Source organism: Sinorhizobium sp. BJ1, assembly GCF_002531555.1.
GTDB classification, from domain to species: domain Bacteria; phylum Pseudomonadota; class Alphaproteobacteria; order Rhizobiales; family Rhizobiaceae; genus Sinorhizobium; species Sinorhizobium fredii_B.
In genome coordinates, this window is record NZ_NWTH01000017.1 from 1 (window position 1) to 20801 (window position 20801).

The 20801-nt window shown below is 61.1% G+C and carries 21 protein-coding genes and 1 pseudogene; 8 read left to right on the top strand and 14 right to left on the bottom strand.

What is annotated here, in order from left to right:
* Positions 1-40: 40 nt before the first annotated feature.
* From CO676_RS20295 to groES, 8 genes are all read right to left on the bottom strand, one after another.
* A complete protein-coding gene (locus CO676_RS20295; protein ID WP_097522389.1) occupies positions 41-2500 on the bottom strand; it encodes an AAA family ATPase in 2460 nt (819 codons plus the stop codon).
* 666 nt (positions 2501-3166) lie between these two features.
* Positions 3167-3574 carry a DUF982 domain-containing protein gene (locus CO676_RS20305; protein ID WP_097522391.1) on the bottom strand — a complete coding sequence of 136 codons (408 nt, stop codon included), beginning with the start codon at positions 3572-3574 and terminating at the stop codon, positions 3167-3169.
* 57 nt (positions 3575-3631) lie between these two features.
* Positions 3632-4585, bottom strand: coding sequence for an ABC transporter permease subunit (locus CO676_RS20310; protein WP_097522392.1), 954 nt, complete (start codon positions 4583-4585; stop codon positions 3632-3634).
* Entirely contained in the window at positions 4575-5513 is a 939-nt protein-coding gene (locus CO676_RS20315; RefSeq protein ID WP_097522393.1) for an ABC transporter ATP-binding protein, read from the bottom strand. Before CO676_RS20315 ends, CO676_RS20310 begins: the two co-directional genes overlap by 11 nt.
* Positions 5510-6697, bottom strand: a complete 1188-nt coding sequence (locus CO676_RS20320; protein WP_097522394.1) for an NEW3 domain-containing protein — start codon at positions 6695-6697, stop codon at positions 5510-5512. Before CO676_RS20320 ends, CO676_RS20315 begins: the two co-directional genes overlap by 4 nt.
* 40 nt (positions 6698-6737) lie before the next feature.
* The gene (locus CO676_RS20325; RefSeq protein WP_097522395.1) at positions 6738-8078 is read right to left on the bottom strand and encodes a Do family serine endopeptidase; all 1341 of its coding nucleotides are present in this window, start codon (positions 8076-8078) and stop codon (positions 6738-6740) included.
* 195 nt (positions 8079-8273) lie between these two features.
* Positions 8274-9902, bottom strand: coding sequence for a chaperonin GroEL (groL, locus tag CO676_RS20330; protein WP_097522396.1), 1629 nt, complete (start codon positions 9900-9902; stop codon positions 8274-8276).
* Between the two features lie 29 nt (positions 9903-9931).
* Positions 9932-10246: a co-chaperone GroES gene (gene groES / locus CO676_RS20335; protein WP_097522484.1), complete on the bottom strand. Its 315-nt coding sequence runs from the start codon at positions 10244-10246 to the stop codon at positions 9932-9934.
* A 356-nt stretch (positions 10247-10602) separates the two neighbouring features.
* On the opposite strand from groES, the gene CO676_RS20340 reads away from it, so the two are divergent.
* The 3 genes from CO676_RS20340 (at position 10603) to CO676_RS20350 (ending at position 12104) form a co-directional block, all read left to right on the top strand.
* Positions 10603-11064 (top strand): Hsp20 family protein, encoded by a 462-nt coding sequence (locus CO676_RS20340; protein ID WP_097522397.1) that lies wholly within the window; start codon positions 10603-10605, stop codon positions 11062-11064.
* Between the two features lie 102 nt (positions 11065-11166).
* Entirely contained in the window at positions 11167-11676 is a 510-nt protein-coding gene (locus tag CO676_RS20345; protein WP_097522398.1) for an Hsp20/alpha crystallin family protein, read from the top strand.
* A gap of 65 nt (positions 11677-11741) precedes the next feature.
* On the top strand, positions 11742-12104 hold the full coding sequence (locus CO676_RS20350) for an NADH dehydrogenase ubiquinone Fe-S protein 4 (protein ID WP_245424372.1): 363 nt from the start codon (positions 11742-11744) through the stop codon (positions 12102-12104).
* 226 nt (positions 12105-12330) lie between these two features.
* On the opposite strand, the gene CO676_RS20355 is transcribed toward CO676_RS20350, so the two are convergent.
* Together CO676_RS20355 and CO676_RS36150 are read right to left on the bottom strand one after the other, a co-directional pair.
* Positions 12331-12633 (bottom strand): DUF982 domain-containing protein, encoded by a 303-nt coding sequence (locus tag CO676_RS20355; protein ID WP_245424373.1) that lies wholly within the window; start codon positions 12631-12633, stop codon positions 12331-12333.
* A gap of 143 nt (positions 12634-12776) precedes the next feature.
* Positions 12777-12958 (bottom strand): annotated as a pseudogene (locus tag CO676_RS36150) (trypsin-like peptidase domain-containing protein); the annotation flags it as partial.
* A gap of 134 nt (positions 12959-13092) precedes the next feature.
* On the opposite strand from CO676_RS36150, the gene CO676_RS20365 reads away from it, so the two are divergent.
* Together CO676_RS20365 and CO676_RS20370 are read left to right on the top strand one after the other, a co-directional pair.
* Positions 13093-13998 (top strand): DnaJ C-terminal domain-containing protein, encoded by a 906-nt coding sequence (locus tag CO676_RS20365; RefSeq protein ID WP_097522400.1) that lies wholly within the window; start codon positions 13093-13095, stop codon positions 13996-13998.
* Positions 13995-14333, top strand: a complete 339-nt coding sequence (locus tag CO676_RS20370) for a chaperone modulator CbpM (protein WP_097522401.1) — start codon at positions 13995-13997, stop codon at positions 14331-14333. The genes CO676_RS20365 and CO676_RS20370 overlap by 4 nt, the downstream gene beginning before the upstream one ends.
* Positions 14334-14351: 18 nt before the next feature.
* Here CO676_RS20370 and CO676_RS20375 read toward each other — a convergent pair whose 3' ends face one another.
* A complete protein-coding gene (locus CO676_RS20375; RefSeq protein WP_097522402.1) occupies positions 14352-14594 on the bottom strand; it encodes a hypothetical protein in 243 nt (80 codons plus the stop codon).
* 83 nt (positions 14595-14677) lie between these two features.
* Positions 14678-15040 (bottom strand): SPW repeat protein, encoded by a 363-nt coding sequence (locus CO676_RS20380; RefSeq protein ID WP_097522403.1) that lies wholly within the window; start codon positions 15038-15040, stop codon positions 14678-14680.
* 424 nt (positions 15041-15464) lie between these two features.
* Between CO676_RS20380 and CO676_RS37020 the strand changes: the two genes are divergently transcribed.
* Positions 15465-15779, top strand: a complete 315-nt coding sequence (locus tag CO676_RS37020; RefSeq protein WP_348628073.1) for an Hsp20/alpha crystallin family protein — start codon at positions 15465-15467, stop codon at positions 15777-15779.
* Positions 15780-16053: 274 nt separating this feature from the next.
* Here CO676_RS37020 and ftsH read toward each other — a convergent pair whose 3' ends face one another.
* The gene (gene ftsH, locus CO676_RS20390; RefSeq protein WP_097522486.1) at positions 16054-17889 is read right to left on the bottom strand and encodes an ATP-dependent zinc metalloprotease FtsH; all 1836 of its coding nucleotides are present in this window, start codon (positions 17887-17889) and stop codon (positions 16054-16056) included.
* On the opposite strand from ftsH, the gene CO676_RS36155 reads away from it, so the two are divergent.
* Positions 17816-18427, top strand: coding sequence for a hypothetical protein (locus CO676_RS36155; protein WP_245424374.1), 612 nt, complete (start codon positions 17816-17818; stop codon positions 18425-18427). The genes ftsH and CO676_RS36155 overlap by 74 nt on opposite strands.
* 53 nt (positions 18428-18480) lie before the next feature.
* Here the strand turns inward: CO676_RS36155 and CO676_RS20400 are convergent, their stop codons facing one another.
* Positions 18481-19875, bottom strand: coding sequence for a PAS domain-containing protein (locus tag CO676_RS20400; RefSeq protein ID WP_097522405.1), 1395 nt, complete (start codon positions 19873-19875; stop codon positions 18481-18483).
* A gap of 567 nt (positions 19876-20442) precedes the next feature.
* Between CO676_RS20400 and CO676_RS20405 the strand changes: the two genes are divergently transcribed.
* Positions 20443-20760 carry a CHRD domain-containing protein gene (locus CO676_RS20405; protein WP_245424375.1) on the top strand — a complete coding sequence of 106 codons (318 nt, stop codon included), beginning with the start codon at positions 20443-20445 and terminating at the stop codon, positions 20758-20760.
* Positions 20761-20801: the final 41 nt, after the last annotated feature.

A 20801-nucleotide genomic window follows, 5' to 3' on the forward strand; every position in this document is an offset into this window, starting at 1 on the left:
CCGAACTCACAAGAAGGGAATCCTCAGCCCGACTCCGTCTTCAACGGACGTGCTCTAGTGTCTCGGCAGCTCGCAGATCACCCGAAATGGTACGGCACGAGCTTTCGCCTCGGAGGGCGGCGAACAGCTGAGCCTTATCTCCAAGTCTCTCAGCAAGCGTTCGGGCACGCGAAAACGCGTTCAGAACCTCCGGATCGCCCCAACCTTTGGCGGGGATCAGGGCCGAGCCCATGGCGGTTTGCAGTGAAAGCTGCTGCCTCAAACGGTCCTCGGAAGCAGGCAGGGAAGCAACCAGCTCAAGCCCTTTTGCGAAATGGGCCGCGGCCTCGTGGTGGGAGAAACTCCTCAGCGCCCGTTGCCCGGACTTTAACCACCACGGCACGGCCTGCGAAGCCCGGCCTGCGAGTGTGTAGTGCTGCGCCACAGTCTCCGGCTCGGTCTCGGCGATATCGGCGAACTCGGCTTCTAGGGCCGCCGCGATCCTACCGTGTATGTGCTGGCGCCGGCTCTTCAGCAGGCTGTGGTAGGCGGTGTCGCGCACCAGCGCGTGCTTGAACGTATAGGTCGCCTCCGGTGCTGGGCCGCTGCGAAACACGAGCTCAGCCTGTTCAAGCTGCTGCAGCGCGTCGTTGAGCTGATCTTGGCTTACATCGCTAATGGCGACTAGGAGCCGATGGTTGAAGACGCGGCCGATGCAGGCGCTGATCTGAGCCGTCTCCTTCACCGCCGCCAGCCGGTCGAGCCGCGCCATCAACGAATCTTGCAGCGTCGAGGGGATCGCAAGAGAAGGCAGCGGCCCATTCAACACATACCGGTCGCCGGCCTCGACCAGCAGGCCGGAATCGACGACTGTCCTCGTCAGTTCCTCGACAAACAGCGGCACGCCTTCGGTATTGGCCAAGATTCGGTCCGCAATCTCCGACGGGAGCTTCTTCCCACCCGCCACTCGCTCAACGATCGCCGCGCTCTGGTCCTCTTCCAACCGTCTGAGCGGCAGCACGGTAACGTGCGAAAGAGCCTCCAAGCGCGGAGCAAACTCCGGCCGCGCCGTGACAATAAGCAGAGCCGGCAATTCCGCGAGGTGCTCGATCAACATTCCCAACCACTCTGCCGTCGTCGGATCGATCCAGTGGGCATCCTCGATGAGTACAAGGACCGGACTGCTCACTGCCGCAGTCTCGACTAGCCGCACCAACGCAGCGAGGGTGCGTGCCCTCATTGTTGGTGCCGGCAGTTTCAACGGCAAATACCGCCCTGGCGCATCGATCGATAGCAGCGCCGCCAGCAGCGGCAGCGTCTCCTCGACGTTCGTACCGACCCTGCCGAGTAGCGTCTTGAGCTTGTCAAGCCTTCTGTCTGCGCTGTCATCGCTGACAAATCCCGCAGCCCTTTCGAGCTGCGCGATGAGAGGATGGAGCGCGCTATTGACGTGATAGGGCGAGCAGAAAAAGCGCAGCTCGGCATGCGGCTCGGGTCCGAGCTGCTCTGCAAGTGCTACGATCAGACGCGACTTGCCGATTCCCGCCTCGCCGGAGAGCAGCACGGCCTGTCCCTCTCCCGACGTTGCGCGATGCCAGAGCTTGAGCAGGAAGGCCAATTCTGCTTCCCGCCCGACCAGCGGCATAAGCACACTGTGCCGCGCTGCGAAACGGCTCTCGGCGGCCGCCTCGCCGATTATACGCCAGGAGCGCACGGAGGTGGCGAATCCTTTGAGTTGGCGGTTTCCCAAATCGGCTGCCACGAACAAGCCGTCGACCAGCCGCTGCGTGGCCTCGGCGACCACCACAGAGCCTGGCTCAGCGAGCGCCTGCAGCCGCGCCGCAAGGTTGGGCGTGTCTCCTAAGACCGCCTCCTCTTGTGCAGTGCCTTCGCCGATCAGGTCGCCGACGACTACCAACCCTGTAGCTATTCCGACGCGCGCTGAAAGTGCCTTGCCGTCGGCCGCAGTCAGGCCAGCCGTGGCGGAAGCCGCGGCGAGCCCGGCGCGAACAGCTCGCTCCGCGTCGTCCTCGTGCGCACGCGGCCAGCCGAAATACGCGAGCACGCCGTCGCCCATCAGCTTGGCGACCCTGCCGTCGTAGCGCGCGATCTCGCGCGACACCGCCCTCTGATAGCCGAAGATGACTTCGCGCATGTCCTCTGGGTCGAGCCGCTGCGACAGCTCAGTCGAGCTGACGAGATCAACGAACATGATGGTCAGCTGCCGCCGCTCAGCACGCGGCGACGGTGGCTCGGCGCTGGGCGAAGCCGACACGCGCCCCTCGGCCGGGGTTGCATCCAACTCTGCCCGTTGGTCGGCGGACGGAAGCTCCTCTGGCTTCATGGCGAGTGCGGCAATGGCATTGAGTAGCTTGCGACGGTGTCCGACGGGAGTGACCCCGATCGCAATCAGGTCCTCGGCAGTCAGGCTCGAAAGGACCGCGAGGTCGATGTCATTGTCGCGGAAGGCCGGCGCGTACTGGCTCAGCCCTAAGCTCGTTAGCCATGCCGCGATATCCACGCGCCTTCTCCCAGGCCAGCTCCGCTTGCAATTATACTCCAAATGAGAAGCAGGGTCGTTCTTAGTTTTCAATGTGAACCAGCAAGGTCATTGTAGGTCGACGACCGAGCCAGGGCACGCCGATCCGCCTCATTGTCGGCACAGAAAGCTTGCTCTGTGCGAAAACGCGCAAGCTCGGCCTGCGTCGAGATGTGAATGAATGCGCAATGCTGTGGATCGACCTGCGAGATCGCGGCATGCAGCGCGGACGGCCTGCGCCACCATGACATAAGGCCTGCGAACATCGTCTGGCGTCGCATTCCACCAAAGAGCTGAGCATGCGGGCGCCTGCACGTAATCGATCCCGACGGGGTACCTCATTGCGTTGGCCGGAGAGTAGGTCTGCTTTCCCCGGCTCGCCAGACCTTCTTCCAGGAATTGGGAACGTCAGGGTTCGGGAACTCGCGGACCTTGATTGAACGACCGGAATGGGGCGCACAGCGGTCGTCCGCGAAGTGTGGTGGGAATGACTGGACCGGGCTCAAACTCGCGGTTCATCGTGCGGGACGGCAACGACGGCAATGGGTCCGAGAGAGGGCTTGGCGAACCTCCACGAATGTCCCCCTTCTGTGCTCAAAAAATCGCGGCGAGGGGGTACCGACGCGCGGGTTCAAAGCGTCCAACGCCTCAAGCCGGCCTGTCGACTGCTTCCATCCTCGTGAAAGCCCATCTCCTCATGCTGCTTTGGGGCGTCAGCCCTCGAGAGACGCCGGTGGTCGGCGTCGACCCTCCTTCGATAACAGGGTCAGTTGTCGACTGCGTCGGTCTGTTTGCGCCGACGATCGCGCCGGCATCAGGCGCGAGGAGATTGGCTCGTCGCGCGCACGCAACAAGGGCGGTGCGAGCGACCTCGGCATCAATCTCGCCCGCAAGTGCCGCTTTGCAGGCGTTGAGCGCGATGGAGTGAGCCGGATTCCGCTTTGACGGCGGCCACTCGTTCAGCCAGGTGTAGGCCTCGCTGACGCCGTGGATCTCGGCCGGAAATCCGAGACCCACGAAGATTGATACCGGATGTCGAAAGCGACCGTGCTCCATCGTTCTCCTCCATTCACACGACGTCAACTCTATGGGTGGCGAAGCGCCCGGCAACTTTCATGCCCTGACCTCCTGACGCTGGAAGACGACGTAGGCCACGGTGAACAGCAGGATCATCGCAGCGACCATCCCCGAGAGCTGCGGCCAGACGACCAGGATGCTTTCCAAGGTAGGTAGTGGCGCACCGGCGAGCGCGCCTTGGACCTGATTGAAAAACAAGGGGCCGGTCGATCGCGCCGCGGGGTTCAGCAGCATCCCAGTGATTTCGCCGTAAAGCGTCTGAGGGGAGAGCCTGCTGACGGCCTGCTGCGTTTCGAACTGCGTGACCACAGTCATCGGATCGAGCGGATCAATGGGGGCCAGCGCGCTTGCAAGCAGCGGCGCGATCATGTCCCAGAACACCGCGAGCACCAGCCAGACCGAGAGGGCGGCCAACGCCGAGGTCGCCGGCGAGCGGATCAAAGTCGAGAAGGCGATCGCCAGCGCCAGCCAGACACCCGCATAGGCAAGTGTCGCCGCCAGATAGGCGACACCCCGTACGATGTCGGCGGCCGACGGAGGCAGACCGAGGAACAGTATGCCGAGACCTGTCATGAGCAGCCAGAGCGTCAGCAGCGCGATTGCGATGACAAGCAAGCCACCCAGGAACTTTCCGAACAGCACCGCATCGCGGTAGATTGGCTGCGCCAGGAGACGGCTCATTGTCCGCCGGGCGTATTCGCCGTTGATCGCGTCGAAACCCAGCGCAATGGCCACCAATGGCAACAGAAAGCCAAGCAAGGCGGCGAAGGATGGGAGTGGTTCGCGCGCCTCTGTCAACAGCTTCAGGAACAGGAAAGGATCCTCGGCCGTGGTTTCGGTGATGCGCCCAATCGCGCCATAGACGGCGCCGATTGCGGTGAGCAGCACGAGCAGCATGATCAGATGCATGCGTGCGCTGGTCATATGATCGGCGGCCTCCTTGAACGCGATCGTTGCTGTGCCTTTGAAGGGTGAGCCTTCACGCGTCATGGACAACCTCCTGGAAATACCGATTATAGGCTTGGTCGAGCCGCGCGCGGCGTAGGTCCAAATTCCTCAGGGAACCACCAGCACCGACGACAAGGCGGGCGAGTTCCGGGCGAACATCGCGTTCGGCTTCGACCAGCCAATGGCCCTGGCGACCCGGCACGATCGACTTCACACCCTCGGCCGACGTGCCTAGTGCGGAAAGGTCGACGCCATCGGCCTCGACATCGATGATGAATGCGCCTCCACCGATCTTGTCGGCGAGCTCTTCGATGGTGCCGAGGAAACCGATCCGGCCGCTGCTGAACAACGCGATGCGATCGCAGACCGTTTGCACCACGTTGAGCATGTGCGACGACAGCAGGATCGTCATGCCGTCGCGGCTCAGCGCCCGGATCAGGTCGAGCAATTCCTGGGTGGACTGTGGATCGAGGCCGGAGGTCGGCTCGTCCAGGATGGCGACGGAACACTTGCGCATCAGAAGTTCGGCCAAGCCGAGCCGCTGACGCATGCCACGGGAGTAGGTGCCGACATGGCGGTCTGCCACCTCCGCCAACCGCACCTTGTTGAGCGCTGCGGCAATGCTTTCCCTTGCAAGCTCGGCAGACATGCCGGCAAGGCGAGCGGTATAGGCGAGGTTTTCTCTTCCCGACATGTTGTCGTAAAATCCGACGGCGTCCGGCAGATAGCCGACCTCTCGCTTTACCTCGAGCGGCTGGTGCAGCGGGTCCTTACCGAGAATGTGCACGCTCCCCTCGGTTGGCTCGGTCAAGCCCAGCAGCATCAGGATCGTGGTCGTCTTGCCTGCACCGTTTGGTCCGAGCAAGCCGACGACTTCTCCGGCACGAACCGAAAAATCGAGTCCGGCAACAGCCACGGCGGAGCCGTAGCGCTTCATCAGTCCCCTTGCCTCTATGATCGTCGTGCTCATCGCCGTCCATACCTCATCACCGCCAGACCGAGGACGAGCAACGCGGTTGCGATGACGCCAAGTCCGGCCATGCCCCAGATCGTCGATGTGTTGACAGTGACGCGGAACTGAGCCGACTCCGACACGGGCCCGCCGCTCGCACGCACCGAGACCATGTAGTCGCCCGCTATTGCCTTTTCAGAAGGGGTAATCCTGACGTTCACCTGCCTCGTAGCATCGGGCGCGATCAGATCGACGCGCTCGGGCTCAAATTCGACTTTCCAGCCTGATGGGGGACTAGCCGACAGCTCGATATCGGTTGCAGGCGCACTGCCATTGTTGGCGAGTGTGAACGGGAAGCTCGCTTCCTTGCCGGCCTCTGCCTGTCCGGAGAGGCGTTCCTGCGGCCCAGCCAATGTAACGTCCGGCTGGCCGGTGACTTCAAGACTGAGCTCGGTCGTAGCGCTCGCTCCACCGCCCGCCACTTCGACCACGACCGGGTAGCGGCCAGCCGGTGCTGACCTCGGCGGTGTCACTTCCAATGTTACGTTCTCGCTCGCCCCGGCCTCGATCGGCAAGCCGGTAATCTCTTCCGAGCCATAGCCGCGCTTGAAGCGTGACTGAAATCCATCGGGCACATTGGCGGCGAGACTGAACAGGTTCTCTTCCGCGCCGTCATTGGTGGCTTCTATCTTGAAACTGAATGTGGAGCTGGCCGTACCTCGCAGCGCCGGCAGCTCGGATTTCAGCTCCAAGCCACCCTCCGCCGCCTCCGATAGTTTCACCACAAGGGGAAGATCGGCGGTCTGGTTTGCATATCGCGCTTTCACGTTAATCGGAACGCGCTCGCCACTAGCGCCCTCGGGCGGCGTCAGTTCGAGGTCAATTTCCTGTGTCGCATCTGGCGCCACGATGACAGCCGAGACCTCTCGGTTGCCGCCCTTCAGCGACCATTTCCAACCATCGGGAATGCCTGTAACTTCAAGTGACGCCCGCTGGGGCGGCAGATTGGCATTGCGCAGCGTCAGCGGGATCGTTTCCGTTTCTCCGGGGCGGATCGCCAGTTCCGGATGCGGCGTCGTGAGCCAGAAGCCGGTAAGCTTGGCGACTTCCTGCTGCTGGTCCTGAGCAACAGCCGGTGTGCATGCAAATGTCGCTCCAAGAGCCAATGCTGCTGCAGTGATCCATCGAGCAATTGTCCTCATCTCATTCTCCCTTCGACGTTCGATATCCGTGCGCGGCGACCTAACCGATCACCAGGAACAGTTTTGAGCCGCCGCGAAACAGATCGAGCGCAATCGTACCTCCGGCATCCTTTAACGCCGCGGCGAGCTCCGCGACGGTCGCGATCGGTTGGCGATTGACGGCAACGATCACGTCGCCCATGCGCAAACCCGATCGCTCTGCTGCGCTGCCCTCTTCAATGTTGGAGACAACCACATTACCTGCCGCATCCTGGAACTGCGCGCCCTGCAGGGGAGCGGGTATCGCCTCAGCCCCAGCTTTTGCCGAGGCCGGCTCAATGCGCATTGTCACCGTTTTGCGAGCCCGATCGCGTAGATATTCGATCTCAACCTGCGATCCGATCTGAGCCAGGCCGATACGATTGCGGAGATCTGCCGAGCCGGTGATTTTGCGATTGTTGACGGCGAGGATGACATCGCCCGCTTGAAGGCCGGCATGCGCCGCCGGCGAATTCTGCTCGACGCTGCCGACGACGGCGCCGGAGCTCTCCTCTATGCGGAGCGCTTCGGCCAGGTCGGGCGTCAGGTCCTGAACGGAGATGCCGATCCGGCCACGCCGCACTTCGCCATGCTTGATCAGTTGCTCCATCACGGCCGAGGCCATCGCGATCGGAACCGCAAAGCCAATGCCGACATTGCCGCCGGCTGGCGCGATGATCGCGGTGTTGATGCCGACCAGCAGGCCGTCCGCCGTGACCAGCGCGCCTCCCGAGTTGCCGGGATTGATGGAAGCATCCGTCTGGATGAAATCCTCGTAGCCCTCGACATTGATACCGCCGCGCCCAAGGGCGCTGACGATACCGGAGGTCACGGTCTGACCAAGCCCGAACGGATTGCCGATCGCGACAACAGGGTCGCCCACCCGGAGCGCACTGGAATCGCCCAGGGGCAGGGCCTTCAGCTTTTCAGCCTCGATCTTCAGCAAAGCTACATCGGTTGCCTCGTCGCTGCCGACCAGTTCGGCCGTGAACCGGCGGCGGTCCTTCAGGGTCACGGCAACCTCGCCGGCGTCCGCGACGACGTGGTGATTGGTGAGGATATAGCCTTTGTCGGCATCAACGATGACGCCGGAACCAGCGCTCAGGCGCTGCTGCTGCTCAGGCAAGTTGAAATATCGACGGAAAAACGGATCGTTGTAGAGTGGGTTGGTTTCGGCCGGAGCTCGGGACCTCACTGCAATGTTGACGACCGCCGGCGTGATCTCCTGGAGGACGTCAGCGAGGGAACGTTGAGTGCCTGTCGAGATGGCGGCCTGCGGCTGCGCCGCCGGTGGCGGCCCAGGAACCATAACGAGGACGAGTGCGGCGAATACGCCAACATATTTCGACGAACGCGTGGTCATCTTTGGCCCCGATTTTTTCCAGATCCTCCTTCGGGAGCGGGCTGGCGGCTCCGGGTCCAGCCTATCGGAGCCACTCGGGCTCCTGCCAACCTGCTCCAGATCGATATTCGAACGCCTACCCACCGCGGGGCGAGGCCTCAGTTCACAAGTCTGCCAAGCGGTCCGCGCCATCGGCGCGGACCGCGCTCGCTGGTGTCAGAAGTCCATGCCTCCAGTGGGCATCGGTGGAACCGGCGCTTCCTTCTTCGGCTTCTCGGCGACCATTGCCTCGGTGGTAATCAGCAGCCCGGCGACCGAGGCGGCGTCCTGCAGAGCGGTGCGGACGACCTTGACCGGGTCGATCACGCCCTGCTCATAAAGGTCACCGAACTCGTTAGTCTGGGCGTTCCAGCCATAGCCAAATTCGGCCTTCTCGCGCAGCTTACCGACGATGATCGAGCCCTCGGCACCCGCGTTCTCGGCGATTTGGCGCACGGGCGCTTCGATCGCACGGCGGACGATCTCGATGCCGTGCCTCTGGTCGGGGTTCTCGGTCTGAACGCTGTTCAGAGCCTTGACTGCTCGCAGCAAAGCGACGCCACCGCCGGGCAGAACGCCCTCCTCGACAGCCGCCCGCGTTGCATGCATGGCGTCATCGACGCGGTCCTTGCGTTCCTTGACTTCGACCTCGGTCGAGCCACCCACGCGGATTACCGCAACACCGCCGGCGAGCTTGGCGAGACGCTCCTGCAGCTTCTCGCGATCATAGTCCGAGGTGGTCTCCTCGATTTGGGCCTTGATCTGGGCGACCCGGCCCTGAATTTCCGTCTTCGAACCAGCGCCGTCGACAATCGTTGTATTTTCCTTTTCGACAACCACTTTCTTGGCGCGGCCGAGCATCTCGAGCGTGACGTTCTCGAGCTTGATCCCAAGGTCTTCGGAGATTGCCGTGCCGCCCGTCAGGATGGCGATGTCTTCGAGCATGGCCTTACGACGGTCGCCAAAACCGGGAGCTTTCACGGCAGCCACCTTCAGGCCGCCACGCAGCTTGTTGACGACGAGCGTGGCGAGCGCTTCACCCTCGACGTCCTCGGCGATGATCAGCAGCGGTTTGCCGGATTGAACAACCGACTCGAGAACCGGAAGCAGCGCCTGCAGATTGGAAAGCTTCTTCTCGTGGATGAGCACATAGGGCTCCTCCAACTCGACGCGCATCTTGTCGGGATTCGTCACGAAATAAGGCGAGAGGTAACCGCGGTCGAACTGCATGCCTTCCACGACCTCGAGTTCCGTGACCGCGGTCTTGGCTTCCTCGACCGTAATGACGCCTTCATTACCGACTTTCTCGACAGCCTCGGCGAGGAAGCGACCAATCTCCGTGTCGCCGTTGGCCGAGATGGTACCGACCTGGGCGATCTCGTCGTTCTTGGTGACTTTCCGCGCGTTTTTCTTCAATTCCTCAACGATGGCGTCGACGGCCTTGTCGATGCCGCGCTTCAGATCCATCGGGTTCATGCCCGACGCCACGGCCTTCGCACCTTCCTTGACGATCGCCTGCGCGAGAACCGTTGCAGTGGTCGTGCCGTCACCTGCGATGTCACTGGTCTTCGACGCAACCTCGCGCACCATCTGGGCGCCCATGTTCTCGAACTTGTCCTCCAGCTCGATCTCCTTGGCGACAGTGACGCCGTCCTTCGTGATCCGCGGGGCGCCGAACGACTTGTCGAGCACCACGTTCCGGCCCTTTGGGCCCAACGTCACCTTCACAGCATTGGCGAGAATATCGACGCCCCGCAGCATCTTCTCGCGGGCTTCAGTATGGAATCTCACTTCCTTGGCAGCCATTTTTCTACTCCTTCAATCGACCCGACCCATCAGGCGACCTTCTTCGCCGAGGCTTCGCTCTCGATCACGCCCATCACGTCGGATTCCTTCATGATCAGCAGCTCCTCGCCATTGAGCTTGATCTCTGTGCCGGACCATTTGCCGAACAGAATGCGGTCGCCGGCTTTGACATCGAGTTCGACAAGTTTGCCGCTGTCATCGCGCGCGCCGGGGCCAACGGCGATAACCTCGCCTTCCTGCGGTTTTTCCTTCGCCGTGTCGGGGATGATGATGCCGCCGGCCGTCTTCTCCTCGGCTTCAATGCGGCGGACCAGGATACGGTCATGCAAGGGACGGAACGTCATGTCGCTCTCCTCGTGGCCAAACAATTTTTAGAGAGTCCTCCGCGCCGCATCCGATCGAATCCGCCGCGGGCGCGCGATGTTCTGGCATCGCGCCAATCGATCTGGTTTCTGGATTTTCGAGTTTCAAGGGGGCGACGAAGTTTTTTAGCACTCATCCACGTAGAGTGCTAAACCCCTGACTCAGCGGGATTATTTCCGCCAATCCTGTTCAAACTGTTTCGACTCGCCTCTTGACGCGACGCTCTGGAGTTCCCAACTCATTCCTGCCGATGCCCAATTGGGGTCGGCATGGTCAGGGAGCGCCCACGCTTCTTGGCGCTTCCTCGTATCTATGTTGCTCTACGGAGGATGTAGCTATGAGAACAAGCTTCGACTTCACCCCCTTCTACAGGTCCAGTATCGGCTTCGATCGCATGTTCGATCTGCTGGAAAACGCCAGCCTCAACGCCGAAAACTGGCCGCCCTACAATATCGTCAAACTCGGCGAAGATGCCTACCGGATCGCCATCGCGGTAGCTGGTTTTGCCGAAGAGGAACTGACGATCACTCACGAGGCGAACATGCTCGTGGTCACCGGCACAAAGTCCGAGGATGAGGAGGTAGAGTACCTCCACCAAGGCCTTGCCGTACGCTCGTTCGCGCGCAGATTCGAACTCGCCGATCATGTCCTCGTCGAGGGCGCAAAGCTCGAAAACGGGCTGCTCGTCATCACTCTCAGGAGGGAGATACCTGAGGAGATGAAGCCGCGTCGGATTACCATCGAAACCGAGACGGCGATGCCCGCTTCGAAGCAGATCGAAGGCGACAAGGCAGCCTAGACGGCGCGCACCGCTCGAACCTCGCCGGTCGCCGAACAGGCGAGGGGAGGGAGACTGCGCCAAAGCAAAAGGAGAGAATGAAACGGAAGAAAGGATGAAGCCATGAATGTACGTGACCTGATCCCGTGGAACCGTGGCAGCAGCCAGGTCCCGAGCGTCTATCGCGGCGATGACATGGATCCTTTCCTGTCGTTGCACCGCAATGTAAACCGTCTGTTTGACGACGTCTTCCGCGGCTTCGGTCAGCCATCGGCGTTCGGTGGCATGACGCCCTTCAATGGATCGTGGCCAACCGTGGAGGTCGAGGAGAACGAAAACGAAATCCGCGTGATAGCGGAGGTTCCGGGCATCGATCCTGACGATGTCGAGGTGCTGCTGGACGATGGTGTGCTTACGCTTCGCGGCGAGAAGAAGTCGGAAACCGAGGACAAGGATCGCCGGTTCACAGAGCGCTACTACGGGCGCTTCGAACGGCGGCTGGCTCTTGGTGGCCAGGTCGATGAGAACAAGGTCGCCGCTACATTCAAGAACGGTCTTCTGGCAGTGACATTGCCGAAGACCGAAAAGGCGCGAACTAACGTCAAGCGCATTACGATCGACAGCACCAAATGATACCGACGCCAGCCGGCGCGGAATGGCCCGGCTGGCAGTTGGCGAGCAAGCAAGGGAAGACGTCGATGACCAGGCCCCTGAAGCGGGACATGCAAACGAACCGTGCTAACCGGAAGTTCGAAGAGCATGTCGACTCGCGCCCTATGATCGACATCAACGGATCGCAAATCGGGGGTGATCGTGTCGCACGTATTTTTCGCCCCTCACGCTCGGTGATGACTTCGGCGCGCGTGTCTAGGCGACCTTGGTTGCTCGTTTTCGAACAGCAAGTCCCGCCCGTTATCGACTATCTGATGGGCTACACGGGCGGGAGTGACACACTGACACAGGTGGAACTGCGTTTTCCATCCCGCGATGCCGCCATTGCCTACGCCGAACGACACAAACTAAATTACATCGTCGTGGACGACAGGGGGCGTGACCTGTAGTTTTCGAGTGAGGGAGCGTGCTGAGCTTCTCCATCGATGCTCGAGGGCAGGCTTCCCCTTTCAGTCCGGTCGTTTGGCGACCGGCAGAAGGCCCGGCTGCCGCGGCCTTCATGACGCTTACCAGCTCTATCGAAACGCTTTGAGGCGATGGCGAAAGCTCTGGCGCGCCGCCGAGCAAATTCTCGCAAGTGCGGGGCACTTATAGTGCCAGCCCACTTTAGCCGTTCTAGGCAAGCGAGCGCTGACCGCCAGCGCCCGTCTTCGTCCCGAGCGGTCCGTCCGCGAGCGTCGACATGCCCGCATCTCGGCAGGCGTCAATGAACGCCTCGCGCGCGATGGCGACTGGCGTCATTCGGTTCAGAGCACGGCGGCACGTTTGAACCGCCCGATTGTATTTTCCGCCTCGATCGTTCGCCCAATCCTCTTCGAGGAAATCGAGCACATCGTTCACAGAAGCGAAGACCTGGGGCGCCCCGTCCTTCATGTGAACGGTGACGGGAGTCATCCAGACCAATTCCGGGTTGAGCATGACGTCCTCCTTTCGCATTCACACCGGATGAAAAAGAAGTGAAAAACACATTGGTGCGAATAAGCGAATTTCAAGCTCGCGGAACCAAGCGCCGTACTGACAATTCACGCCTTGCTTGGGTGCAAGATCTGAACAGCTCCGCTGCCAACATTGCCGCCGGCCGGCGTGATGATGGCGGTGTTGATACCCACCAGCCGCCCATCCGTCGTGACCAGAGCGCCGCCGGAGTTGCCGGGATTGATCGAGGCGTCTGTCTGGATGAAATCCTCGCAGCCTTCGACATTGATGCTGCTGCCGCGCTGGCGATGCCCGAAGTCACCGTCTCTACGCCCGCTCAAGCGGGAGGTAACCACCGGAGAGGATGGGCAAGATCGACTGGAAACCCCATATTGAGCTTGCCACAGAGGTGCGCTTTGCGACTCAAATACTCAGCGCAGGTCAAATCGATGGAGGTCATCGGTGACTGACGATCCATATCAGATTCTGGACGTTCCGCGTACGGCCACACAGAACGACATTCGAAAGGCCTACCGCAAGCGCGCAAAGGAATTGCATCCGGACCTGCATCCCGGCGACAAGAAGGTAGAGGCTCAATTCAAGGCACTTTCGGCAGCTTACCATCTACTGAACGATCCCGAGCAGCGCGCCCGTTTCGACCGCGGCGAGATCGATGCTTCCGGGGCGGAGCGGCCGCAGCAACGTTTCTACAGGAACTTTGCCGACGCGGATCAGGCCAGCCGGTATACGTCGGCGAGCGGCGCGGGCGAATTCGAGGATCTGTCCGATATCTTCTCCGATCTGTTCGGCCGTGGCCGGGGAGGAGCGCGGGGGCAGGACCTTCATTACCAGTTGGAGGTCGAGTTCCTGGACGCCGTCAACGGCGCCCGGCGCCGCATCACCCTTCCCGACGGGAATACGCTCGACTTGAACATTCCGCCCGGCACGCGTGATGGCAGCACGCTGCGGCTGAGAGATAAGGGAGCGCCAGGAATTGACGGCGGGCCGCGCGGAGATACGTTTATCGAAATCAGTGTCCGTTCTCATCCGGTTTTCCAGCGCAAGGGCGACGACATCGAGGTCGATCTGCCAATTACCCTCTACGAAGCGGTGCTCGGGGCAAAGATCGAGGTGCCGACCGTCTCCGGACGGGTATCGATGACCGTGCCGAAAGGGTCGAACACCGGGGATGTCCTGCGTCTCAGGGGGAAGGGCGTGAAGACTGGACATGGCCCCGCTGGCGATCAGCGTGTCAAGCTGCAGGTGGTTTTGCCCGACAAGGTAGATCCGGCTCTCGAGGCTCTCATGGAAACCTGGCGCCGGGCGCATCCCTATGATCCGCGCGATACGCTAAGGAGGGCGTCATGAGATTGACAGAGGGGCAGGTTCTCGAACTCTTCCGCACTCTCACGGCCAGACAGTTGCGCCAGTGGGTGCGTCGCGGCTGGATCGTTCCGTCCCAAGTAGAGAGCGGACCACTGTTCGATGATGTCGACATCGCTCGAATTCGCCTGGTTTGTGAACTCCGGGACGACATGAACGTCAATGATGACGCCGTGCCGATCATCCTGGCGCTGTTGGATCAGCTCTACGGGGTGAGGCGAGAGCTCAGAACGATTGCCAGCGCCCTGCGGGGTCAGTCCGATGAGGTCCGTCAGGATGTCAGGCGGGCCGTTTCGGTCATCGTGACGCGACAACGTTAGTGAAGGCGGCACCGTCCTTCACTGATCCGCCTTCCGAATTTGTCCATGTTGTGTCGGCAACTTGCCCGGTGCCCCGGCCGTGGTGCCGAGCCATGAAGGCGGATCACTTGCCGGAAACGACTCGAGCCCGGCGAGGAAAACCGGATCGACGATCTCGTCCAATTCGCTCGGAACGGGCGTCGCCTCGCCGCATATGCTCTTGCGAGACTCGCCGGCGACCGCGAGCGAGCTTTGTACCGCGTGCGTCATGTTCTGCTCCATACTCTTTCTTGCAGATATGCCAGAGGGTCTGCTGGGAGAATGCCCGCCGCCGGGGCGGCGGGCATGAGAGCCGGGCCAAACGACTAGGCAGGAGCATGTGGGTTCTGCCGTTCGTCCCACAATGCCCAAGCCGATATCGCCGCAACGAGCAGGCCCAGGACCACGTGTGTCCACATGGCATTCACATTCGCGGCGAAGTCGAGCAGCCACGGCGAGACCACCAGCCAGATCCCGATCACCATATTTGCCCATTCCTCCCACTCCGAGAACGCAGTCAACGTGGCGAGCGCCAAAACACCTATGACGACACCAACGATCCACGCGTTCCAAGCGGCCATGAACTCACCAGCGAAGCCCATGACCCACGGCGAGACGAAAAGCGCGACCGCGAGGACGAGGTTCATCCAGTCCTGCGGCTTTTTTCTTTCCATCAGCGTTGCCATCACAACCTCCACGGATGATGAAGTTGAACGAAGTTGCGCCTACTTAAGCAGGCGCAAAAATTAGATAATTAGCGGAAAATTGCTTTCAATACTGGATGCCCTATCTCGGAGGGATGAACGATTGCCTCGCGAGCGCGGGTCGCCATTTTCCTCGACCGTGCCCGCTTCCTGCGAGACGTTCGTGAATTGTCAAGCAAGGGAGTTCAGCCATGGGTCAAACCACACCTCACAAACAACCCGTCAAAGTCGAGAAATCGGCTCCGGCCGAGCGGGCCCCATTTTCCCTGTTCGAAAATCTTCGTCGAGAGATCGACCAGATTTTCGATGACTTCAATCCGCTAGGCTGGCGATCCTTGCCCGAACGCATGCGCGCGTTCGGTATGCGGCATTCGAGAGAGCCGCCTGGCATATGTCTCCGGTGGTCGACGTGATCGAGTCGGACAAGGAATACAAGATCACAGCCGAGATGCCTGGAATGGACGCGAACGAGGTCGAAGTGAAGGTCGCAAACGGCCTACTTTCGATCAGCGGCCAAAAAAAGGAGGAAAAGGAGGAACGCGAGAAGGATCGCTTTGTCTCGGAGCGCCGCTACGGCGCCTTCCAGCGGACCTTCCAGTTGCCGCCCGGCGTCGATGCCGACAAGATCGACGCCACCTTCGCGAAAGGTGTCCTGACGGTGCACCTGCCGAAGACCGCTGAAGCGATGAGCAACGAGAAGAAGATCACGGTCAAGGCAGGGTAAGCGTTGCCCTGAGGCCTCACTGGCACGCCCTCGACGTCAGGACACTGGGCCCCGCGCGGCGGCTTCCGCTGCGCGCGGCCTCCAGCCGGTCGAGAACGGCTGCTGCGACGGGTTAGCGCCCCAGAAAGAACAGGCTACGCAGGTTCAAATCCCATCAGGACGAGGGAACAAAATCGCCGGTTCGTGGCTGGACAGGTCATTCCTGACGAGGCGAGGAAATCGACCCCTTCGAAATAGCGGCACAGGCGGAAAACTGCACCGCTTCCTCATCCGGCTAAGCTGGTCGGGCAATCCGGTGTGTGCCCGCGTGCTCGCCCGCTAACTCCCGCAATTCGTCTTCTGTGATCGTCTCGCGTTCCAGCAGGAGCTTGGCAGATCGCTCCAGCAGCGGACGCCGCTCTTTGAGCAGCGACACAGTGCGCTCGAAGGTTTCGTCTACGATCGTGCGCACCTGCTCGTCAAGAATGGCCGCGGTCGCTTCGGAATAGTCGCGCTCGCTCGAGCCATAGAGCGGCTCGGGTGTCAGGAGCGAGCGCCGATCCCGCTCGAGCGCCACGTGGCCTAGTTCTTCAGTCATGCCGTAGCGCGCGACAATGGCGCGGGCTATGTCGGTGACCTTGACCAGGTCGTCGGCGGCGCCGGTCGAGAGATGACCGAAGACGATCCATTCGGCGGCGCGACCGCCGAGCAGCACCGCCATCTTGTTTTCGAGCTCTTCCTTGGTCATCAGGAATCGATCCTCTGTTGGGCGCTGGATCGTGTAGCCAAGCGAACCGATGCCGCGCGGAATGATCGAGACCTTGTGCACCGCATCGAGACCGGGCAAGCTCATGGCCATCAAGGCATGCCCCATCTCGTGATAGGCAACGATCTCGCGTTCCCTCGGATTGAGCAGGCGGTTCCGCTTCTCCAGTCCCGCGATGATCCGCTCGATGGCATTGTTAAAGTCTTCCATGGTTACCGCATCGGCTTTGCGCCGCGTGGCGAGGAGGGCAGCCTCATTGACGAGATTGGCTAGGTCCGCGCCGGTGAAGCCGGGCGTGAGTGCGGCGATCTGCTCCGGCTGGACATCCGTCGCAAGCTTCGCCTTCTTGAGGTGCACGTTGAGGATCTGGATGCGGCCCTGCTTATCGGGCCGGTCGACAAGCACCTGGCGATCGAAGCGCCCGGCTCTGAGCAGCGCCGGGTCGAGAATTTCCGGCCGGTTGGTCGCGGCAAGCAGGATAAGGCCGACCGAGGAATCGAAGCCGTCGAGTTCCACCAACAGCTGGTTCAAGGTCTGCTCCTTCTCGTCGTGTCCACCGGCGATTGGGCCGATGCCCCGCGCACGGCCGAGTGCATCCAACTCATCGATAAAGACGATCGCCGGCGCCTTCTCGCGGGCCTGCTCAAAAAGATCGCGGACCCGAGCCGCGCCGACACCCACGAACATTTCGACGAACTCAGAACCCGAGATCGAAAAGAAGGGCACCCCGGCTTCACCAGCGACCGCTTTCGCAAGCAGTGTCTTGCCTGTGCCGGGCGGCCCAACCAGCAGAATGCCCTTCGGCATGCGGCCGCCGAGCCGGCCATAGCTCTTCGGGTCCTTCAGGAAGTCGACAATTTCCTTCAGCTCGTCTTTGGCTTCGTCGACGCCCGCAACGTCCTTGAACGTCACCCCGGTGTCCTTCTGCACATAGATTTTGGCTTTCGATTTGCCGATCTGCATCAGCCCACCGCCGACGCCGGCACCGAAGCGCCTCAGAACGAGCATCCAAATGCCGACGAAGATCACCGCTGGCAGGACCCATGAGAGGATGTCTCGCAGGAACGTGCTTTCGATCCGGCCGGTCACGATGACGCCATGCTCCTGCATCTGCCGGGCAAGGTCCGGCTCGACGCGTGTGGTTATGAACATGGGCTTGCCGTCCTGCGGCGTCTTGAAACGTCCCTGGATGAACTGATCTGAGACCGCGACCTCCGCGATCTTGCCTTCATTGAGATAAGATTCGAACTGGCTATAGGGGATCTGGGCCACCTGTGTAGCGGTCGCGAAGATGTATTGGAAAGCCATCAATGCGAAAAAGGCCGCGACCCAGTACCAGATGTTAAACTTCATCTGCTTGTTCATTTTGGTGGCCCTTGTGGCCGGCAGCGTCTTTCGCATCAGAGGGATTGATATCTCGAAAGAACTCCAAAGCGCCGTCCCGGCAAGGAAACGCCGCCCGCTTGCCGGCGGTTCCCTCGAACTTCCTGCTTGCGCAGAAGGCGTGGCTGTGCCGCTGTTCGGTACCCGCAGCCTCGGTAGGCCCGAGGAAAATCTCGGGGCCGTGTCCGTGACGCTCATGGGCGACCTCAAGGAGATCGCACGGGGGCAGCCGCAATCAATATTGCAGGCGCTCGCTACCTGGAAGAGATGCTCGGCGCTCCAGCCTGTGAAGGTGCAAGCCTTTCCGGATTGGTCAGAGGCCCTTCGAGCTCTTTTCCAGGCTGTCCGGAACAGTATTTGTTCGGTCACTTGCGGCGAGCCCGACCGAGCCAACCGTGGGCGAACAGACCTCGGTGTGCTTAAGGGATCGAAACTCACCCTTCGGCGGCCGCAACCAATTCAGACGTTCATCGCCTTCACTGCAGATGACAGCTTTGGGTCGTTCTTTGCATTCCCCTGAATGAGAAGGCACGTCCTCCCCTTGGTGTCATTGAAGCAAGCAACAGGCCAAACCTAATCCTGCAGCTTGAATTCAGCAGCGAATTCGGCGCCGTCAGGATGGAGCGTCAATTCGGACGTTCCGTCTAAGGAATGGCTAAACACTCCCTCTAACACTTGCGAGCCGTAGCCCTTGCGAGCGGGGGCGGTATCGATGTCGCGGCCGTTCTCTCGCCAGCGAAAACTGATTAATGTTCCATTGCCCTTTCTTCGGTGTGCCGTCCAAGTTACCTTCAACCGGCCTTCGGGCGTGGCCCAGGCACCGTGTTTTACGGCATTGGTGGCCAGTTCATGGATCGCCATGGCGAACGCTTGCGTGGTTTCACGCGGCAGGGTGACGTCTGGACCGTCAAGTTGGTAGTTTTCTCCCTCATGGCCGCCCTGGGCCTCCAACTCCAAGCGCAGAACCTCAGCCATGAGGACATCATGCGCGGGTGCTCGCATCAGCAGGTCCTGGGTTCTGGACAGGGCGCCTAGGCGAGTTGCAAAACGGTCGCGAAACTCATCGAGCGATTGGCTCTCGTGCAGGCTGCGCTTTGCCAGCGCGTTCACGCTCGCCAGCACGTTCTTCACCCGGTGATGGAGCTCGCCCATCACTGTCCGCTGCTCCGCTTCCATTCGACGTTGTTCGGTGACGTCGCGGATCGCCAGCAGGATCAGGTCGAGATGGTCGAGACGGCGGCCATTGAGCAGCATGATGCGCCGTCCGACCGTTTCGAAGTCGTGCTCTACCTCGACATCATCAAAAGCATTGTTGTCGGGGAGAACGTCTTCGAGGAGCTCCCTCAGTTTCGGAATGTCCCATTGCCGGTTTCCAAGTTCGTACACCAGCCGGCCCACGGTGTCGGCGGGGGAGACCTGAAACAGGTCATAGAAGGTCTGGTTCGCCCTGACGACTCTCAGATCCCAGCCGAGCACCAGCAGTCCTTCACGAACGCTGTCGATCAGCTTTTCCAGGAACTCCCGATGGCCTTCGAGTTCGAAGCGGGCCTGCTCCGCTTCCGTTCGATCGGAAACTGTGAGCAGGATCAGTTCCGGCCGCCCATTGTCGGCCGTTAATCTCCGGGCGTTCAGGATCATGACGCGCCGCCCAATATCGGGAAACTTGTGCTCGATCCGATAGCCTTTCACCATCGCACGCTCGGGCAGGACCTGCTCCAGAAGCCCGCGCAACTCGGGTATGTCCCATTGGCCATTGCCCAGCCGATATATCTGCTGGCCGCGCGTCTCCTCGGCTGTGATGCCGAACGTCTCGCAATATGCGGAATTGACGTCCGCGACGGTGAGATCGGAAGTGAGGATCAGCAGCGGCTGATCAAGCGTCTCGACGATCGCTTCGGCAAGCCCCGCCAAGCCGAAGCGCTGCCTTGCGTCCCCCGCATTCCCAGCGCTGTCGTTCCCGCCGCTCATGTTTCATAATGTGGCACCTATTTTGCGAGAGTCTAGATAATGTCGGAGCTTTAGATCTTGCGGAGTGGCTAAGCTCGAGTGCTGCTTTGGCAGCCAGCACCGGAAATTCCGACCTCTACCTGTGAATGACGGCAACGGGTCGAGAATTCGCCTTCATCAGCGTCGCGGGTCGGTCGATCTTTTCGGTTCCCATCCGTCGCGAGAGGGTGGAGACCGGAAGTTCGACGCTGGGGCAATCAAATGGCAGCTTCAGAAAAAAGCAACTTCACCGAGATCTGGACTGCGCCAGAATCTCTCTACCCCGCACCGGCCAACGATTTGCCCGCCGACTCGAAGAACTCAGAGCCGAATGGCCCATGCTTGGTTTGCAGGCGAGGGGCTCTCGTGATCGGAACCCAATCCATTCTCAAGAGTTGAGTGGCAGCCTGCAATACACTTGCATTTGGGAGAAGCCCGATGAGACCTATCCGCAAGAATTCTCTCCTGACCGGCCTCGCCGTGCCGTCATGGCCACGAGCCCCGTCTTTGCCGAGACATTGAAATTCAAGGCAGACCTGGCGGGATCGAGTGAAGTGCCGCCTAGCGACAGCGCCCGGCAAGGGAACGGGCGACATTACCCTCAACACAGCCACCAAAAAGCTGACCTGGTCTGTGACCTCCAGCGGTCTGACAGGGCAACCGACGGCGGCGCATTTTCATGGCCCGGCGGCTGCGGGCGAGAATGCCGGGCCGGTGGTCGACATCTCCAATGCCATCGCCTCCGGATCTGCTGAAATCACCGAGGCGCAGGTGGCGGATTTGCAAGCCGGAAAGTGGTATCTCAACATCCACACCGAAAAGTTCCCGGACGGCGAGATCCGCGGGCAAGTGGAGAAAGCGCAGTAGCAGCGCCATTGCGGATGCCGGATGGCTGGTGCGCGCCAACT

What these genes read in the sequence shown, in the direction of transcription:
- CO676_RS20305 (WP_097522391.1), bottom strand. Translation starts at nt 3,574, where the DNA reads ATGGAGCACGGTCGCTTTCGACATCCGGTATCAATCTTCGTGGGTCTC.
- CO676_RS20310 (WP_097522392.1), bottom strand. Translation starts at nt 4,585, where the DNA reads ATGACGCGTGAAGGCTCACCCTTCAAAGGCACAGCAACGATCGCGTTC.
- CO676_RS20315 (WP_097522393.1), bottom strand. Translation starts at nt 5,513, where the DNA reads ATGAGCACGACGATCATAGAGGCAAGGGGACTGATGAAGCGCTACGGC.
- CO676_RS20320 (WP_097522394.1), bottom strand. Translation starts at nt 6,697, where the DNA reads ATGAGGACAATTGCTCGATGGATCACTGCAGCAGCATTGGCTCTTGGA.
- CO676_RS20325 (WP_097522395.1), bottom strand. Translation starts at nt 8,078, where the DNA reads ATGACCACGCGTTCGTCGAAATATGTTGGCGTATTCGCCGCACTCGTC.
- groL (WP_097522396.1), bottom strand. Translation starts at nt 9,902, where the DNA reads ATGGCTGCCAAGGAAGTGAGATTCCATACTGAAGCCCGCGAGAAGATG.
- groES (WP_097522484.1), bottom strand. Translation starts at nt 10,246, where the DNA reads ATGACGTTCCGTCCCTTGCATGACCGTATCCTGGTCCGCCGCATTGAA.
- CO676_RS20340 (WP_097522397.1), top strand. Translation starts at nt 10,603, where the DNA reads ATGAGAACAAGCTTCGACTTCACCCCCTTCTACAGGTCCAGTATCGGC.
- CO676_RS20345 (WP_097522398.1), top strand. Translation starts at nt 11,167, where the DNA reads ATGAATGTACGTGACCTGATCCCGTGGAACCGTGGCAGCAGCCAGGTC.
- CO676_RS20350 (WP_245424372.1), top strand. Translation starts at nt 11,742, where the DNA reads ATGACCAGGCCCCTGAAGCGGGACATGCAAACGAACCGTGCTAACCGG.
- CO676_RS20355 (WP_245424373.1), bottom strand. Translation starts at nt 12,633, where the DNA reads ATGCTCAACCCGGAATTGGTCTGGATGACTCCCGTCACCGTTCACATG.
- CO676_RS20370 (WP_097522401.1), top strand. Translation starts at nt 13,995, where the DNA reads ATGAGATTGACAGAGGGGCAGGTTCTCGAACTCTTCCGCACTCTCACG.
- CO676_RS20375 (WP_097522402.1), bottom strand. Translation starts at nt 14,594, where the DNA reads ATGGAGCAGAACATGACGCACGCGGTACAAAGCTCGCTCGCGGTCGCC.
- CO676_RS36155 (WP_245424374.1), top strand. Translation starts at nt 17,816, where the DNA reads ATGTATTGGAAAGCCATCAATGCGAAAAAGGCCGCGACCCAGTACCAG.
- ftsH (WP_097522486.1), bottom strand. Translation starts at nt 17,889, where the DNA reads ATGAACAAGCAGATGAAGTTTAACATCTGGTACTGGGTCGCGGCCTTT.
- CO676_RS20400 (WP_097522405.1), bottom strand. Translation starts at nt 19,875, where the DNA reads ATGAGCGGCGGGAACGACAGCGCTGGGAATGCGGGGGACGCAAGGCAG.